Genomic DNA, 16,064 nt, shown 5'->3' with positions numbered 1-16,064 from the left:
CATACTCCTTACTACTCACTGACCAGCGGTCTGTTGCAACAGATAAATATAATCAAGTAACAAAAACACAACGACCACGCTTGCCAACGTATAAACCAACATTTTAAGTCGGTCTGACCACTTCAACGCGGACCAATGTTGCTTGCGATATTCTTGCAGGTCCGGATGTGTCAGTACATCGTAGGCAAATGTCTCAGCATCTTCTCCAAAGCAGCGATCAAATTTTGCGACCATTGAAATTTCGTATGACTCAAGAATACCCTTATCAGCAGTACGCATTAGGAGATATTCCTTTGCCTCCCTCGGAGAAAAATACAAAAATTTTTGATTAGCGTCTTTCAGATACTTATAAACTATTCGTGATATAAGCACCTGTTCACCATCCACACTCCGAGAAAATACACCAAACGCTTTTTTCCGCCCAATCAAGACAAATGAAATAATGAGCACTGCATCCTTGATCAGCGTTGGAATTTTGAACGGCAACCAAGATGTGAAAAAATCAAATATCGGATATAACAGTCCACGCCAACATTCTGACACGGCATGCAACACGGACAATGAGACTGATATGATATCCTCTAACCCTATGAGCTGGGCTTTTTCAACTATGTAACGTCCAAACTTCGCCCATGACGCTAAGTCATCCAGTACTCCGATCAACCCTATCGCCCCAGATAGCGATAAAATCACACTTACCAAGGCCAGCAGCCTTGCCAAGATAGCTTTGTACTTCCCAGCTTCGCTCTTCTCACGCTTTACTTTCATAATCTATTATCACGTTCTTTTTTCAACGACTTTGATACCAAGGTGAACGCAGCTAGTGGACGCTCTCGTCAGCCTATCTCTTGCTCACCTCGCCCAGCGGCAATCTCATAATGCTATCACTGTATCGTTCAGTTTCGACCTGCGAATTCAAGGAGCACATAAAAACGTGCGAAGCCCTCAATGGATTCTCATCCTTCACCGTTAAGAGCGCCTTTATGTCCATGAGCAAACGCGATACCGCCCGCCTCGAACGCCGCCTGGTCGCCACGCTGACCGAAGCCTGCGAAACCGCCAAGGCTGAAATCCCGGGCTTCGAGTGGCTGACTCACACGGTTGATTACGCCGTGTTCCCGCACAGTCTGCGGGTGATTTGGGTGTTCGATACGCGGGCCAATAAGGAATTGGCACTGGCAAACGGCGCGGACCAACGTATGCGCGAACTGACGGCTGCGGCGTTGGAAGATGCCGAGGTGGCCCCCGTGAAAATCGAGCGCTGCGTGCGTTTTGACTGCGAAGAAGCCTGCAACCTCCAGCATGGCGGTGATTGGCGGGCACGCCTGGCCTGACGCGGCGCTAATGTGGGAACTGATTATTCCTGTGGCTGCAATGACGACGCCACCAGCAAGTCTCGCGTATACGCATGCTGCGGCGCTTCAAACAATTGCTCGGTACTCCCCGCCTCCACCACCACGCCATCCTTGACCACCATCAAGTCGTGCGCCAATGCGCGTACCACGGCCAAATCATGGCTGATAAACAGGTAGGTCAGGCCGTGCTCTTCCTGCAACCGGCGCAGCAGGCTCACCACTTGTTTTTGCACGGTGCGGTCCAGCGCCGAGGTGGGTTCGTCGAGCAGGATCAGGTCCGGTTTGATCACCAGCGCGCGGGCGATGGCGATGCGTTGGCGTTGCCCGCCGGAAAACTCGTGGGGGAAACGGTGGCGGGTGTCGGGGTCGAGGCCGACGTCGCGCAGGGCGCTGATCACTTCGGCTTCACGCTGGGCGGCAGTGAGGTCGGTGTGTACACGCAGGCCCTCTTCGATGATTTGCTGCACGCTCATGCGTGGGCTGAGGCTGCCGAACGGGTCCTGGAACACCACTTGCAACTTGCGCCGCCACGGGCGCAGTGCCTTGCCTTTGAGCGCGTCCAGGGCCTGGCCTTGAAAGCGGATGCTGCCCTGGGCGTCGATCAACCGCAGGATCGCCTGGCCGAGTGTGGACTTGCCCGAGCCGGACTCGCCGACAATCCCCAAGGTCTTGCCGCGCTGTAAGCGCAGGCCGATGCCGTCCACCGCTTTGATCGGAGGTTTGCGCCGCAACAGGCCGCCTTGGGCGAACCAGACCCTGAGGTCGTCGACCTCCAGCAGGTTACCCGCCGGTTCACGGTCGAGCGCACGTCCTTCGGGCTCGGCCTCCAACAACTGACGGCTATAGGCATGTTGCGGTGCGGCGAACAGCGCCTGGCAGTCAGCCTGTTCGACGATCTGCCCCGCCCGCATCACCGCAACGCGCTGAGCGATGCTGCGCACCACATTGAGGTCGTGGCTGATCAACAACAGCGCCATGCCCAAGCCCTGTTGCAGGTCTTTGAGCAGCGCGAGAATGCGCCGCTGCACGGTCACATCCAGCGCGGTGGTAGGTTCGTCGGCGATCAACAGCAGCGGCTCACACGCCAATGCCATGGCGATCATCACCCGCTGGCGCTGGCCGCCGGAGAGTTGATGCGGGTAAGCATTCAGGCGCTGGCGCGGCTGCTGGATGCCGACCAGTTCGAGCAGCTCCAGCACCCGTTCACGTGCGGCGGCACCGCCCAGGCCTTTGTGCAGCAGCAGGGTTTCGGACAGTTGGCGCTCGATGCTGTACAGCGGATTAAGCGAGGTCATCGGCTCCTGGAAGATCATGGCAATGCGGTCGCCACGGATCTGGCGCAGGCGCGCAGGCGGCGCGCCGAGCAGTTCTTCGCCCAGGTAGCGAATGCTGCCTCGGGTGCGCGTGGTGTGCGCCGGCAGCAATTGCAGGATCGAATGCGCGGTCACCGACTTGCCCGAGCCGGACTCGCCCACCAGCGCCAGGCATTCGCCGGCGCGGATATCCAGGTCGATGCCACGCACCGCCTTGTGCCCTTCGAACGCCACCTGCAGGTTACGGATTTCAATCAACGCATCAGTCACGGCACGGCTCGCTTATCAGGATCGAGGGTCAAAGGCGTCGCGGCAGGCTTCGCCGATAAACACCAACAGGGACAGAATCAGCGCCAGCGCAAAAAACGCCGTCAGCGCCAACCATGGGGCTTGCAGGTTGTTTTTGCCCTGCCCGATCAACTCACCCAACGACGCGCTGCCGGTGGGCATGCCGAAGCCGAGAAAATCCAGGGCCGTGAGTGTGGAAATCGCCCCGGTCAGAATGAACGGCAGGTAGGTCAAGGTGGCGGTCACCGCATTCGGCAAAATGTGCCGCAGCATCACCGCAAAATCGCCCACACCGAGGGCGCGCGCGGCCTTCACGTATTCCAGGTTGCGCCCGCGCAGGAACTCGGCGCGCACTACGTCCACCAGGGTCAGCCAGGAGAACAGTGCCATGATCCCCAGCAGCCACCAGAAGCTCGGCTCGACAAACCCGGAAAGGATGATCAGCAGGTACAGCACCGGCAGCCCGGACCATATCTCGATCAGGCGCTGGCCCAGCAGGTCGATCCAGCCGGCGTAATAGCCTTGCAGCGCGCCGGCGGCGATACCGATCAAGGCGCTCACCACGGTCAATGCCAGCGCAAATAACAGCGACACGCGGGTGCCGAAAATTACCCGTGCCAGCACGTCCCGCGCCTGGTCGTCGGTGCCCAGCCAGTTCTGCGCGCTGGGCGGCGTGGGCGAAGGTGCGGTGAGGTCGTAGTTGACCGTGTCATAACTGAACGGCACCGGCGCGAACAACATCCAGCCGCCCTGCCCTTCGATCAATTCGCGCACGTAAGGGTCGCGATAGTCCGGTTGAAACGGCAGCGTGCCGCCAAAATCCTGCTCGGTATAGCGCTCGAATGCCGGGAAATACAATGCGCCCTGGTAAGACACCAGCAAGGGTTTGTCATTGGCCAAGAGCTCACCGCCCAGGCAGGCGACGAACAGCGCCAGAAACAACCACAGCGACCACCAGCCCCGGCGATTGCGTTTGAAGTGCAGCCAGCGCCGGCGTGTGGTCGGGGAAAAAGCCTGCATCAATGCGCCCTCGCAGAGAAATCCAAACGCGGGTCCAGCAGCCGGTAACACAAGTCACCGAGCAATTTGATCACCAGCCCCACCAAGGTGAAGATAAACAGCGTGCCGAACACCACGGGGTAATCCCGCGCCACGGCCGCTTCGTAGCTCAGGCGGCCGAGGCCGTCGAGGGAGAAAATCACTTCAATCAGCAGCGAGCCGCCGAACAGCATGGCCGTAAGCGCCTGGGGCAGCCCCACCACGATCAACAGCATGGCGTTGCGAAACACGTGCTTGTACAGCACCTGTTTTTCGCTGAAGCCCTTGGCCCGTGCGGTCACCACGTACTGGCGGCTGATTTCATCGAGGAAGCTGTTTTTAGTCAGGATAGTCAGGGTGGCAAAACCACCGATCACCAGCGCCGACACCGGCAGCACCAGGTGCCAGAAGTAATCGACGACCTTGCCCGCCCACGACAGGCTGGCGAAGTTTTCCGAGACCAGCCCGCGCACCGGGAACCAGTTCAACAGGCTGCCACCGCCGAACACCACGATCAGCAACAACGCAAACAGGAACGCCGGCATGGCATGGCCGATGATCACCGCCGCACTGCTCCACACATCAAAGCGGCTGCCATGGCGCACGGCTTTGCGGATGCCCAGCGGGATCGACACCAGGTAGCAGATCAGCGTGGCCCAAAAGCCCAGCGACAAAGTGACCGGCAGTTTTTGCAGGATCAGGTCGGTGACCTTGGCGCCGCGAAAGAAGCTGTCGCCAAAATCCAGTCGCGCGTAGCTGCTGAGCATCAGCCACAGGCGTGCGCCCAGGGGTTTGTCGAAGCCATATTGGCGCTCGATATCGGCCAACAGCGCAGGGTCCAGGCCACGGGTGGTGCGCGACTCATTGCTGCCCGCTTCCACACGGGTGCCGGCGACGGAGGCCTGGGTGCCGATGCCTTGCAGGCGCGCAATGGCTTGCTCCACCGGGCCACCGGGTGCGGCCTGCACGATAAAAAAATTGACCAGCAGAATGCACAGCAGGGTCGGCACGATCAGCAGTAAACGGCGTGCGCTATAGGCCAGCATGTTGGCTCACCTCAGTCAGTTCGCGCATTTGCGCGGTGGTCAGCGGCGTCGGGCTCAGCTCCCACCAGGTGTCGATCCCCACTTCATTGAGCGGCGCGGTGCGCGGGCGGCCGAAACGGTTCCACCACAGTGACGACGAGCCTGGCGGGTAGTAGTTGGGAATCCAGTAGAAGCCCCACTGCAAAACGCGATCGAGGGCGTGGGCGTAGCGCACCATGCTCGGACGGTCATTGGCGCGCACCAGGCCATCGATCAATGCGTCTACTGCCGGGTTGCGCAGCGCCATATAGTTGTTGGAGCCCGGGTCGTCGGCACTTTCGGAGCCAAAGTAGTTGATCAACTCGCGGCCCGGCGAAGGGCTGACCGGATAGCCGACGACAATCATGTCGTAGTCCCTGGCACGCACGCGGTTGGTGTACTGGGCGGAGTCGATCATGCGAATGTTGAAGCCGATGCCGATCTGCGCCAGGTTGCGCTTGTACGGCAGCAACAAACGCTCGAACCCCTTCTGGCTGTTGAGGAAGGTGAACTGCAACGGCGTGCCCTCGGCATTCACCAATTGGTCGCCCTTGGGTGTCCAGCCCGCCGCTTCGAGCAACTTCAAGGCTTGCGCCTGCTGGGGCCGAATGCGCCCGCTGCCGTCGGTGTGCGGCGGTTGATAGACCTCATCGAACACCGCCTCCGGCACCTGGCCGCGCCAGGGTTCGAGTAGCGCCCGCTCCTGGGCGTCGGGCAGCTGACTGGCCGCCAATGGGCTGCGGGAAAAGAAGCTGCGCTGGCGCAAGTACATGCCGTGCATCATCTGCCGATTGCTCCAGTCGAAGTCCCATAACAGGCTCAGCGCCTCACGCACGCGGCGGTCCTGGAACTGCGGTTTTTGCAGATTGAACACAAACCCCTGGGTGCCCTGTACGGCGTTGGGCGCCAGTTGCTCACGTTGCAGGCGCCCGTCGCGCAGGGCTTCGCCGTCGTAGCCCACCGAGTAACTGGTGGCCGAAAACTCACGGTTAAAGTCATAGCCCTGGGCTTGCAGGATCTGGCGCGACACATCGGTATCAGCGAAAAATTCCAGGCGCAGGGTGTCGAAGTTGTACTGCCCTTTGGTGACCGGCAGGTCTTGCCCCCACCAGTCCTTGACCCGCTCGAAGGTGACGCTGCGGCCGTTGTCCACTGCGCTGATGCGATAAGGGCCGCTACCCAGCGGCGGTTCAAAGCCACCACCGTTGGCAAAATTGCGCCCGCGCCACCAATGCTCCGGCAGCACCGGCAACGAGGCGATGTCCAGCGGCAAGGTGCGGTTGTCGGCGCTCTTGAAGGTAAAGCGCACCTGGGTCGGCGACTCCACCAACACCTGGTCCACATCGGCAAAGCTTTGGCGGTAGGCCAGGCTGCCCTGGGTGATGAACAGCTTGAAGGTGTAGGCCACGTCTTGGGCGGTGATGGGCGTGCCATCGGCAAAACGCGCCTTGGGGTTGAGGTAAAAACGTATCCAGGTGTGGTCGTCCGCCAGCTCCATGCGCTGGGCCACCAGGCCGTACACGGTGTAGGGCTCGTCCTGCGCGCGGTAAGCCAACGGGCTGTACAGCCAGCCCTGGATCTGGGTGATGCCGGTGCCTTTGTCGACATAGGGGATCAGGTGGTCGAACGCGCCGCCTTCCATGGACGAGCGACGAAAACTGCCGCCCTTAGGGGCGTTTGGGTTGACGTAATCCAGGTGCTGGAAGCCCGCCGGGTATTTTGGCGCCTCGCCGTATACGGTCAGCGCGTGCGTGGGTTGAGCCAGCAAAAACGGCGCCCACAGACCTATCAGTAGCGTACCCAAGATGAAACGAAACAGGGTCACAACGGTGGCTCCTTTCTTGAAAACACTGAAGATCAAGGGTGGGAGCTGGCTTGCCTGCGATGAGGCCCTGTCAGTCAGTATTTCATCGACTGATACACCGCTATCGCAGGCAAGCCAGCTCCCACAGTTGATTGGCTTTGTGCTTGAGGCTGTATTTCAGGCTCAGAAGTTGTAGGAAACCCGGCTATACAACGTGCGTCCAAACGGGTCGGAGTAACGCGGGTCGTAACCGCTCTGGAACGTCGAGGTCTGGTTGCTGAACGGCGGCTCGCGGTCGAACAGGTTCTGTACGCCCACGGTGATCTGTGCGGTATCTCGCCAGGTATAAGTGCCGGCCACGTCCCACACGCTCCAGGCCCCGACTTTGTCGTGGTAGGCGCGGTTGTAGTCGTTGTAGCCGCTGGTGTAGCGGTTGGTCAGCGAGGCGCCGAGCGGGCCCTGGTTCCAGGTGCCGGTCAGGCTGTGACGCCAGCGCGCGACGGCGCCAGCCGAGGAAAAATCACCGCCGCGAAAGTCACCGGCCTTGTCGATGTAGTCACCTTTGAGCTGCTGCTGGTACACATAACGATCAACGTAAGTGCCTTGCAGGTTGGCGCCGAACTGGCCGAACTTGGATTCGGCAAAGCGGTAGTCAAGGCTCACGTCGACACCATTGGTCTTGACCTTACCCAGGTTCGCAAGCCCGGTGACGATATGGTCGATGGAGCCATCGGCCTTGCGCACGATGCGGTCGGCGTACAAGTCCGGTTGTTCAAACACCGCCGACTCCGGGAATTCAGCAATCTGGTTGGCGATCTTGATCCACCAGAAGTCCAGGCCCACCGACAGGTTGGTGACCGGCTGGTACACAAAGCCCAAAGTCACGTTACGCGCAGTTTCGGGGCTCAGGCTCTGGTTGCCGCCATTGCGGCTGAAGAACTGCTGCGCACAGTCGCGGTTGGCCAGGCCACCGTTGCTCGGCCGGCCACCGGCGCACAGGCGCGGGTCGTTGTAGTTGGCCACGGTGAAGGTGGTGAAGTTGGGGTTGTACAGCTCATACAAGGACGGTGCCCGGAAGCCTTCGCTGTAGGCGCCACGCACCACCAGCTCGCGGAACGGCTGGAAGCGGAACGAGTATTTGGGGTTGGTGGTGTTGCCAAAGTCACTGTACTTGTCATGGCGCAACGCGGCGGAGAGTTCCAGGCTGTCGAGCACAGGTACATTCACCTCGGCGTATTGCGCCGACACGCTGCGGTCACCCGCCACTGTGGCGGCCGGGTCGACGCCCAGGCTTTGCACATTGGCGGCAAAGTCGGCGAAGTCCTGGTGGAAGTCTTCCTTGCGGTACTCACCGCCCAGCGCCAGCGCCGACGGCCCCGCGCCGAACCAGTCGCCAATGTCGCGGCTGATGCGCCCATCAATGCTTTTGACCCGGCCCACCGCGGTGCCGTAATCGCCATCCACACCACTGGCATCCAGCAATGCACGGCCGGCGGCTGACTGCGGGCCGAACGGGTTGATCACACCGGTGTTGATGCCGTTGGCCACCGCGCGGTCATCCACATAGCCGCTCTGGATCGCGTTAGTGACTTTGTTCTGGTTGTAGGCCGCGCCGACGTTGTAATCCCAGCCCGCCAGGGTGCCTTCGAAGGTCAGCAGCAGGCGCTGGCCGACGTTGTCGTCTTCATGCTTGCGCGGGCCTACTTCGCTTTCGCGCCAGTTCACGTCCACCGGTTGCGTGGGGTCCAGCGCAAATTGAGTCGGGCCTGGAGTGATACCGTTGCCAGGGTAGTACGGCGTGCCGGGTTGCACTTGCAGGCCTTGCAACAAGCCGGGGCCGATTTGGGTGCGGTTAAGGTTGCGCGCCCAGAAATATTCGAGGCTCACGGTGTGGTCGTCGGCCAATTTGCCGCTGGCCTTGCCGAAAAACGAGGTCTTTTCGGTTTCCGGCACCAGGTCCAGGTAGCTCCACAGCGATTGCCGGCAGATGCCACTGCGCGAAATCAAGCCGGGGGCATTACAGCCGGACGCCGCCAACGGGTTGCTCGCGTTCGCGCCCTGGCTGTAGTTGGCCGGTGAGGCGATGCCCGACGAATAATCCAGGCCACGGCCCGGCTGGTAGTTGTAGGTGTAGTCGCGGTCCTTGGCCTTGAGACTTTGCTGTTTGTCGTGGCTGACCACGCCGAACACGTTGAAGCGGTCTTCTTCCAGGTCGCCAAAGCCCCAGCTGCCGCTGAAGTTATTGGTTTCGCCGCCGCCGGAACGGGTTGGCGTGCTGCCGCCCAGGGTCAGTTGGCCGTCGGTCACGCTTTTTTTGGTGATGAAGTTGATCACCCCGCCGATGGCGTCCGTGCCATACAGCGCCGAGGCGCCGTCGCGCAGCACTTCCACGCGGTCGATGGCGGCAAACGGGATGGTGTTGAGGTCGACACCCGAGCCGTTGATCGCATTGGTGGCGTTGTTGGCCAGGCGGCGGCCATTGAGCAGCACCAGGGTTTTGTTCGGGCCGATACCGCGCAAATCGGCAAAGGCCGCCCCACCACTACTGGAGCCGATCGAGCGACCGGAGCCGACCGAGGACTGGTTGGCGGCAATACGGCTGATCAGTTGCTCGGTGCTGGTGACGCCCTGTTTTTTCAGTTCTTCGGTGCGCAGGATGGTCACCGGCACAGCGGTTTCCGCATCGACCCGGCGGATGGCGCTGCCGGTGACTTCGATGCGTTGCAATTGCGGGATCACCGAGGGGCTTTCCACGCCGGTCGCGACTGAAGCAGTGGCGGCTACCGGCGGTGCGGCGCTCAAGACAATGCCGCTGGCGCTTTCGCTGTCCTGCAAATCGGTGCCTTGCAGGGCGATTTGCAGGGCTTCACCGGCACTCAAATCGCCCTTGATCGCCGGCGCATTCAGGCCGCTGACCAAGTGTTGCTCGAACGAAATCGGCTTGCCGCTTTGCTGGGAAATGCTCAGCAGGGTTTTGTCCAGCGAACCGGCCGGAATATCCAGCGGCGTGGCGACCACGGTGCCGGTGGCGACCGTGGCGGCGAGGCTGAGTAAAAAGCGTGTGTGTCGTGGCATAGGCATGCGTCGAGGGCTCCCTGTCCTTTGGTCTGGGTATGCAGGGTTGTGCGGCGGCGCCGAGGTTTTTATAGGGCGCCGGTTAGACCGTTAACGCATGTCCTTATGCACTCATTTGCCGAAGTGGTAACTCACGTCCAACCAGACTTGTCGGCCGTAAGGGTCGTAGTTGCCGACCGGGTAGTACGGCCACGCGGAGTCATCATGCTTGTAGGTATTGAACAGGTTATTGACGGTCAGGCCGACGCTGGCCGCGTCCGTCACCTGGTAGCGCGCACTGGCGTTGAAGGTGGCCCACGGCGACAAGCGCCCGGTGCCCGCGCCGTTGGTGACGCTGCCATAACGCATCCCGGTCAGAGTGGTGGTGAAGCGCTGATAATCCCAGGTGAGGCTGGCGTTGACCTTGCTGCGCCAGTCGTAGAAGTTGGTGCTGCTGCGCACGTTCTGGGTTTGCGCCTCATCCGAGTCCTTGAGGTAATGAGACAGCACCAGGCTGTAGCCGATCACCGAGCTGAACGCGCCGTACTCGCCGGCGCCCCAGCGGATATTGCTCTTGAGGTCCAGGCCGCTGGCCCGCTCGCTGGCGGCGTTGATGGCATTGATATGCACCTGTTGCAACTGGTTCGGGTCGACGGCGGCGTTGCCGGCGTTACGTTGCACACGCGCCAGCACATCGGCGCAGGTGGTGGCGTCGAGCAGGCCGTTACGGCATTGGTCTTCCTGTTGCAGCAGGCGGTTGATGTCGACGGTGGTCAGCAGGTCTTTGATCTGCACGCGCCAGAAGTCGGCCGACACATCGAACTGGCGCGACGGCGACCAGACCACACCATAGGTCCAGGATTTACCGCGCTCAGGCGCAAGGTCCGGCGTGCCGCTTTGGGTGTAGTCGACACGCCCGCGATTGCACGCGCTTTCGATGCCCTTGCTGCAACCGTAGTAGTCGATCTGGTCGGGTTTGTAGCCTCTGGTGTCGGCCTGGTAGATGTAGTTGAGGTCCGGCGCACGGAAGCTGGTGCCATAGCTGCCACGAAACAGCAGGCTGTTGATCGGCCGCCACTCAAGGCCCAGGTTGTAGGTTTTCTGTTGCTCGGAGCGGCCACTGAATTTGTACTGATCCCAACGCCCGGCGGCCGAGGCCAGCAGCGTGTCGGTGACGGGAATGCTGAACTCGCCGCCCGCCGCATAACGGTCGCGCGAACCACCGGAATTCGAGGCTGGCGTGGTGTTGTAGAAGGTGCCGTCATTGAGTTGGTCATCCACATGCACGCTGTAGGATTGGCGCCCCACTTCGGTCACGCCGGCAAAACCCACCGGCCCGGCCGGCAGGTCGAACAGGTCGCCGTTGATGTTGGCGCTGAAGGTCTGGGACACTGACTTGCTCTTTTGCACCAGGTTGCCGCGAAACTGCCGCCACTGGTCTTCGGTCAGCGGCTGGTCGAGCCGCGACGGGTCCGGGGCAAACACCGGGTGGCCATCCTGCGTGCCCAGTTGCGGCCCCAGGAAGTAGTCGCGGATGCCGCTCAACGGCGTGTAACGGGTGGTGCGGTCGCTGGTGTATTCGGAGCGGTTGGCCGCCAGTTGATAACCCCAGTCGCTGTTGGCGAACTTGTCTTCAAGCCCCAGGGTGCCGGTCCAGGACAGCTCGCGCCATTTGCTGTTGTTGCTGGTCTTGCCGCCGATTTCTTCCGCGGCAAAATTGCGCGACCAGCGCTCCAGGTTGCCGGTGGTCTGGTTGATAAAGTCCGGCGAGGTGAAGCTCGGTCCACGCGTGTTGTTCTGGGTGTGATCGAAGCCGAACATCAAGTCGGCAAACACCTTGCCGCTGTCGCTGAAGTGCCAGGTGCCACGGGTGTAGCCGTCGTAGTTTTCCTTCTCGGCTTGCAGGGTCGAGTAGTCGTTGTAGTACTGGTTGGTGGTGCAGCGGTTGCCGGTATTGCCCAGCTTGCCGTTGTAGATACCGCCGTAGGCACCGCAACCGGGTCCCAGGTATGCACCACTGTCGAGGTTGCGCCGGTAGCCGACATTGACCGCCGGGCCGTCGGTCATAAAACCGCGCTGGTTGCTCCAGATCGGCTGGCGGTTGGTCAGCTCCAGGCCGAACACGCCGTCAAAATCGCCCCAGCTGTCACCACCGCTGATTTGCAGGCGCTGGTTGTCACCGCCGCCCCGTTCGGCATAACCACCGCGCACATTGACATCCACGCCGCTGATCTTGTCCTTGAGGATGATGTTGACCACACCGGCAATCGCATCCGAGCCATACACCGCCGAGGCGCCGCTGCTGAGGATTTCGATGCGGTCGATCATCACCGCCGGGATGTTCGCAAGGTTGGTGAAGTTGACCATGCCATCGTAGGCCGTGGGGTAGTCGGCCACGCGCCGGCCGTTGATCAGCACCAGCGTGTGGTTGGGCCCCAGCCCGCGCAGGTTGAGTGCACTGGCGGCCGGCTGGAAGGTGTTGCCATAGTCTTCGCCCTGGGTCATGCCGGTGTTCTGGGTTTGCGAGGCGATGGCGTCGTAGACGTTTTTGTAGCCCCGATTGGTGATCTCTTCGCTGCTGATCACCGTGACCGGCGACGGCCCTTCGACTTGCGCGCGGGCGATGCGCGAGCCGGTGACCACGACTTTTTCCAGGGCCACATCGCCGGGTACTTTGGCCGCCACGGCGGCAGGCTTGACGCTGGCAGCGGGCGCCTTGGTGACCCGATGCAGCACCCAACCGCCGTCGCCACTCGCCACGGCATCCAGGCCTGAACCGCGCAGGGCCTGCTGCAACGCTTGCTCGGTGGTGAAGCGGCCGCGCACAGGTGCGCTGGTAAGGCCTTGCACCAGGTCTTGCTGGAAGGCGATGTTCTGCCCGCTGCGGCGCGACAGATCAAGCAATGTCTGGTCAAGCGGGCCGCTGGCGATATCAAAGTCGAAGGTGCGGGCTTGGGCGGCCGCAACCGGCGCCGGCTGCCCGAAAGCGATGGCGCCATGACCGGTCAAGGTCACGCCAATGGCCAGAGACAACGCCGCCAGCGTTGAGCGGCTGAGGTGTGTGAATTGCATGGTTGAGCTTCCCCATCAGTGTTATGCAGTTGATGGGTTGAACAACCAATCAGGAGTTTTTATAGGCCGCCGTTAGGCTAAAAAAGCATGGGTTTATAACGCTACAACAGCGCGCGTGCAGGTGGATAAATCTCTGCCTGCATTGAGGTGTGCAACAACCTCGGGTTTTTTATAGGGCCCCGATAAATTATTTTATCGGCGCTCGATACTGACCCAATACGGGCTGTGATAATCGATCTGCACCGGCAAGGATTTGGCCAGCAATTGCAGGGCGCTCTGGCTGTCGTCCAGCGGGAAAATCCCGCTCAAACGCAGGCTGGCCGCCTCGGGGCTGACGCGGATAATACCGCGCCGGTAGTCACGCAACGCCTCCACGACTTCACCCAGTGAACGGTCGCGTACCTGGAGCAGGCCTTGCGTCCAGGCCGCCTCGCCGCCACTGGCGGCTTCCAGCTTGAGAACGCCTTGTGTGTCGAACGTGGCTTTCTGGCCGGCATTGATGACCTGTATGGCGCCGCTGCGCGTGGTGATCTGCACTTGGGAGTGCAGCATCGTGATTTGCGTTTGGCCTTCGCCCTGTTGCACCAGGAACCGCGTGCCCAACGCACGCATGCGGCCTTGTTCGGTCTCGACAATAAACGGGCGCAGGCTGTCCCTGGCCACGTCCACCAGCAGCTTGCCATCGAGTAACTGCAATAGCCGTTGCTGCGGGTCGAACTGCATCACCACCTTACTGCGTGCATCCAGGCTCAACGCGCTGCCGTCTTCCAGCGTGAGGTTCAAACGCTCGCCCGTGCCAGTGCGCAGGGTTCCGTATGGCAGCCAGTTGTCGGACAGCCGCGTGACGATACTTGCCAGAGAAGCGAAGCCGGCCAGCGCCAGGGTCGTGCGCAAAAAACTGCGACGGCCCGAAGGTGCGTTCAAAGTGTGCAGCAAGTTCTCGCGGGGCATGCGCCGCAGGCCTTCGTTGCCGAGTATCGACAGGCCGCTGCCCATCCTGTTGAAGACTTCGGCGCGACGTGGGTCGCCCTCGCGCCAGCGGCGAAAGGCATTCTGTTCCTGGGCACTGGCATGCCCCGACTGCAGTAATGCCATCCACTGCGCCGCCTCCTCGATGATGGCCTCATCGGCTACGGTACTGCTCATGGCTGCGCCATCGCCAGGTAGCAGCGCTTGAACGCATCAGCCATGTACTGCTGCACCCGGCTGACCGAAACGTCCAGCCGCTCGCCAATTTGTGCATAGGTCAAACCGTCCAGTTGGTGATACAGGAACGCTGCCTTGGCCTTGGCCGACAAGCCGTTGAGCAAACGGTCGACCTCAAGCAGCGTCTCGATCAACAACAAACGCTCCTCCGGCGACGGGTGCACCAGTTGCGGCGCCTGCGCCAGCGCTTCCAGGTAGGCGCGCTCCAGGTCCTGGCGGCGCCAGCCCTCATACATCAGGCGCCGCGCAATGGTGGTCAACAACGCCCGCGGCTCGCGAATGGCCGCAGGGTCCGGTAACGCCAGCACCCGTAAAAAGGTTTCCGAAGCGATGTCCTGAGCCCCATGCGGGCATCCCATCGCCCGGCCAACGCGCGCGCACAGCCAGCTGTAGTCACTTTTGAACATCTGGCCAATCAGACCGAAGTGCAGGTTCTGATTCACACCCATTGCATGCTCCATGCGGATAACGGCCATTGGGCCTTGCGGTCGAGAGCGATGGAAAGTCATCGCAGGAAAGGCGGACTTTGCATGAAGGGGACATAGGTTAGGAAAGAATAAAAAATTTCACAGAACTATGTAATTGGCATATGTAAACAGACCGCATAGTCATGCTCGGGAATTCAGCCTGCCGCAATTTCGATTGTTTTTTCCCGCGCATTCCCCTCAACTACTGCCCTGCCCTCACACGCGAGTACCCACCTTGGAACGCTACGAATCACTGGTCATCGGCCTGGGCGCCATGGGTGCCGCCACGCTGTATCAACTGGCAAAAGCCGGGGTAAACGTCGCCGGTATAGACCGTCACCACCCGCCCCACAGCTTTGGTTCCAGCCATGGCGATACGCGTATTACGCGGCTGTCGGTGGGCGAAGGCGCGCAATATGTGCCCATCGTGCGGCGTTCGCACGCTATCTGGCGTGAGCTTGAGGCGTTGTCGGGGCAGGCGCTGTTTGAGCAATCGGGGTTGCTGGTGCTCACCTCCCGTGATGACTTCGACCCCAGCGATGCAACCGACTTCACCCTGCGTACCATCGGCCTGGCGCAGACCTATGGCATCGAACATGAGTTGCTGGACGCTGCGCAGATTCGCCAGCGCTTCCCCCAATTTGCCCAGGTGGCGGACAGCGCCATCGGCTACTACGAGCCCGGCGGTGGCTTTGTGCGCCCTGAGCGCTGCATTGATGTGCAGCTCACGCTGGCCGAGCAACACGGCGCCACGCTGTACAAGGGCGAGACGGTGACGCACATCAGTTCGGATGCCCACGGCGTCACGGTGACCACCGACCAGCGCACGCTACAGGCCGACAAGCTGGTGGTGAGTGCGGGCAACTGGGCCGGCGGTTTACTCGGCGCGCCGTTTGATCGACTGCTCAGTGTTTACCGGCAACAGTTGCTTTGGTTCGCGCTTGAGGCCGGTGCAGATCTGGTGGGTAAATCGCCCACTTACATCCTCACGCACGGGCAGGATCAGACGCACTATGGGTTCCCGGCGTTGCCCGGCGAAGGCAGCATGAAGCTGGCCACGGCGCAGTATCACACCACGGCCACGCCTGAAACGCTGGACCGCACTGTCTCGGCGGCGCAAGCGCGGGAGATGTACGAGCAGCAGGTAAAGGGCCGTATCGCTGGCGTGTCGGCCAACGTGGTCAAGTCGGCGGTGTGTGCCTACACCGTCACCCCGGACCACGATTTCATCATCGACGAACACCCCTCGTTGCAGCACACCCTGGTGGTGTCGCCGTGCTCGGGGCACGGCTTCAAGCATTCGGCGGCGCTGGGTGAGGCGTTTGCGCAGTGGTGCATGCGCGGGTCGAGTGACCTGGACCTGTCGTCATTTTCTCTGAAGCGCTTCGAGGGACAATAGGCCC

Annotated in this window: 11 protein-coding genes; 2 read left to right on the top strand and 9 right to left on the bottom strand. The window is 61.2% G+C overall.

Going from position 1 to position 16,064, the window contains the following annotated elements; genetic code table 11:
- Positions 1-15: 15 nt before the first annotated feature.
- Positions 16-768: a hypothetical protein gene (locus FFI16_RS06825; protein WP_138814643.1), complete on the bottom strand. Its 753-nt coding sequence runs from the start codon at positions 766-768 to the stop codon at positions 16-18.
- Positions 769-983: 215 nt separating this feature from the next.
- Between FFI16_RS06825 and FFI16_RS06820 the strand changes: the two genes are divergently transcribed.
- On the top strand, positions 984-1,334 hold the full coding sequence (locus FFI16_RS06820) for a hypothetical protein (protein ID WP_138814642.1): 351 nt from the start codon (positions 984-986) through the stop codon (positions 1,332-1,334).
- A 23-nt stretch (positions 1,335-1,357) separates the two neighbouring features.
- Here the strand turns inward: FFI16_RS06820 and FFI16_RS06815 are convergent, their stop codons facing one another.
- The 8 genes from FFI16_RS06815 to FFI16_RS06780 form a co-directional block, all read right to left on the bottom strand.
- Positions 1,358-2,938, bottom strand: a complete 1,581-nt coding sequence (locus FFI16_RS06815; protein WP_138814641.1) for an ABC transporter ATP-binding protein — start codon at positions 2,936-2,938, stop codon at positions 1,358-1,360.
- Positions 2,939-2,953: 15 nt separating this feature from the next.
- Positions 2,954-3,976 (bottom strand): ABC transporter permease, encoded by a 1,023-nt coding sequence (locus FFI16_RS06810; RefSeq protein ID WP_178112640.1) that lies wholly within the window; start codon positions 3,974-3,976, stop codon positions 2,954-2,956.
- Positions 3,976-5,040: a microcin C ABC transporter permease YejB gene (locus tag FFI16_RS06805; protein WP_138814639.1), complete on the bottom strand. Its 1,065-nt coding sequence runs from the start codon at positions 5,038-5,040 to the stop codon at positions 3,976-3,978. The genes FFI16_RS06810 and FFI16_RS06805 overlap by 1 nt, the downstream gene beginning before the upstream one ends.
- Positions 5,027-6,883, bottom strand: coding sequence for an extracellular solute-binding protein (locus FFI16_RS06800; RefSeq protein ID WP_138814638.1), 1,857 nt, complete (start codon positions 6,881-6,883; stop codon positions 5,027-5,029). The genes FFI16_RS06805 and FFI16_RS06800 overlap by 14 nt, the downstream gene beginning before the upstream one ends.
- A gap of 162 nt (positions 6,884-7,045) precedes the next feature.
- Complete coding sequence (locus FFI16_RS06795; RefSeq protein WP_256666235.1) at positions 7,046-9,943, bottom strand: TonB-dependent receptor; 2,898 nt, start codon at positions 9,941-9,943, stop codon at positions 7,046-7,048.
- A 105-nt stretch (positions 9,944-10,048) separates the two neighbouring features.
- Entirely contained in the window at positions 10,049-12,988 is a 2,940-nt protein-coding gene (locus FFI16_RS06790; RefSeq protein WP_138814637.1) for a TonB-dependent receptor, read from the bottom strand.
- 192 nt (positions 12,989-13,180) lie between these two features.
- On the bottom strand, positions 13,181-14,134 hold the full coding sequence (locus FFI16_RS06785) for a FecR domain-containing protein (protein WP_138814636.1): 954 nt from the start codon (positions 14,132-14,134) through the stop codon (positions 13,181-13,183).
- Positions 14,131-14,643, bottom strand: coding sequence for a sigma-70 family RNA polymerase sigma factor (locus FFI16_RS06780; protein WP_138814635.1), 513 nt, complete (start codon positions 14,641-14,643; stop codon positions 14,131-14,133). The genes FFI16_RS06785 and FFI16_RS06780 overlap by 4 nt, the downstream gene beginning before the upstream one ends.
- A 253-nt stretch (positions 14,644-14,896) precedes the next feature.
- Here FFI16_RS06780 and solA point away from each other — a divergent pair, with 253 nt between their 5' ends.
- Positions 14,897-16,060 carry an N-methyl-L-tryptophan oxidase gene (gene solA, locus FFI16_RS06775; RefSeq protein WP_138814634.1) on the top strand — a complete coding sequence of 388 codons (1,164 nt, stop codon included), beginning with the start codon at positions 14,897-14,899 and terminating at the stop codon, positions 16,058-16,060.
- The last annotated feature ends 4 nt before the right edge of the window (positions 16,061-16,064 follow it).

This window comes from Pseudomonas sp. KBS0710 (assembly GCF_005938045.2).
Taxonomy (GTDB): Bacteria; Pseudomonadota; Gammaproteobacteria; order Pseudomonadales; family Pseudomonadaceae; genus Aquipseudomonas.
This window is presented reverse-complemented; position numbering and strand designations above follow the sequence as displayed.

Coding starts and splice junctions, on each gene's coding strand:
- FFI16_RS06805 (WP_138814639.1), bottom strand. CDS start 5,040: ATGCTGGCCTATAGCGCACGCCGTTTACTGCTGATCGTGCCGACCCTG.
- FFI16_RS06795 (WP_256666235.1), bottom strand. CDS start 9,943: ATGCCTATGCCACGACACACACGCTTTTTACTCAGCCTCGCCGCCACG.
- FFI16_RS06810 (WP_178112640.1), bottom strand. CDS start 3,976: ATGCAGGCTTTTTCCCCGACCACACGCCGGCGCTGGCTGCACTTCAAA.
- FFI16_RS06785 (WP_138814636.1), bottom strand. CDS start 14,134: ATGAGCAGTACCGTAGCCGATGAGGCCATCATCGAGGAGGCGGCGCAG.
- FFI16_RS06825 (WP_138814643.1), bottom strand. CDS start 768: ATGAAAGTAAAGCGTGAGAAGAGCGAAGCTGGGAAGTACAAAGCTATC.
- FFI16_RS06780 (WP_138814635.1), bottom strand. CDS start 14,643: ATGGGTGTGAATCAGAACCTGCACTTCGGTCTGATTGGCCAGATGTTC.
- FFI16_RS06820 (WP_138814642.1), top strand. CDS start 984: ATGTCCATGAGCAAACGCGATACCGCCCGCCTCGAACGCCGCCTGGTC.
- FFI16_RS06790 (WP_138814637.1), bottom strand. CDS start 12,988: ATGCAATTCACACACCTCAGCCGCTCAACGCTGGCGGCGTTGTCTCTG.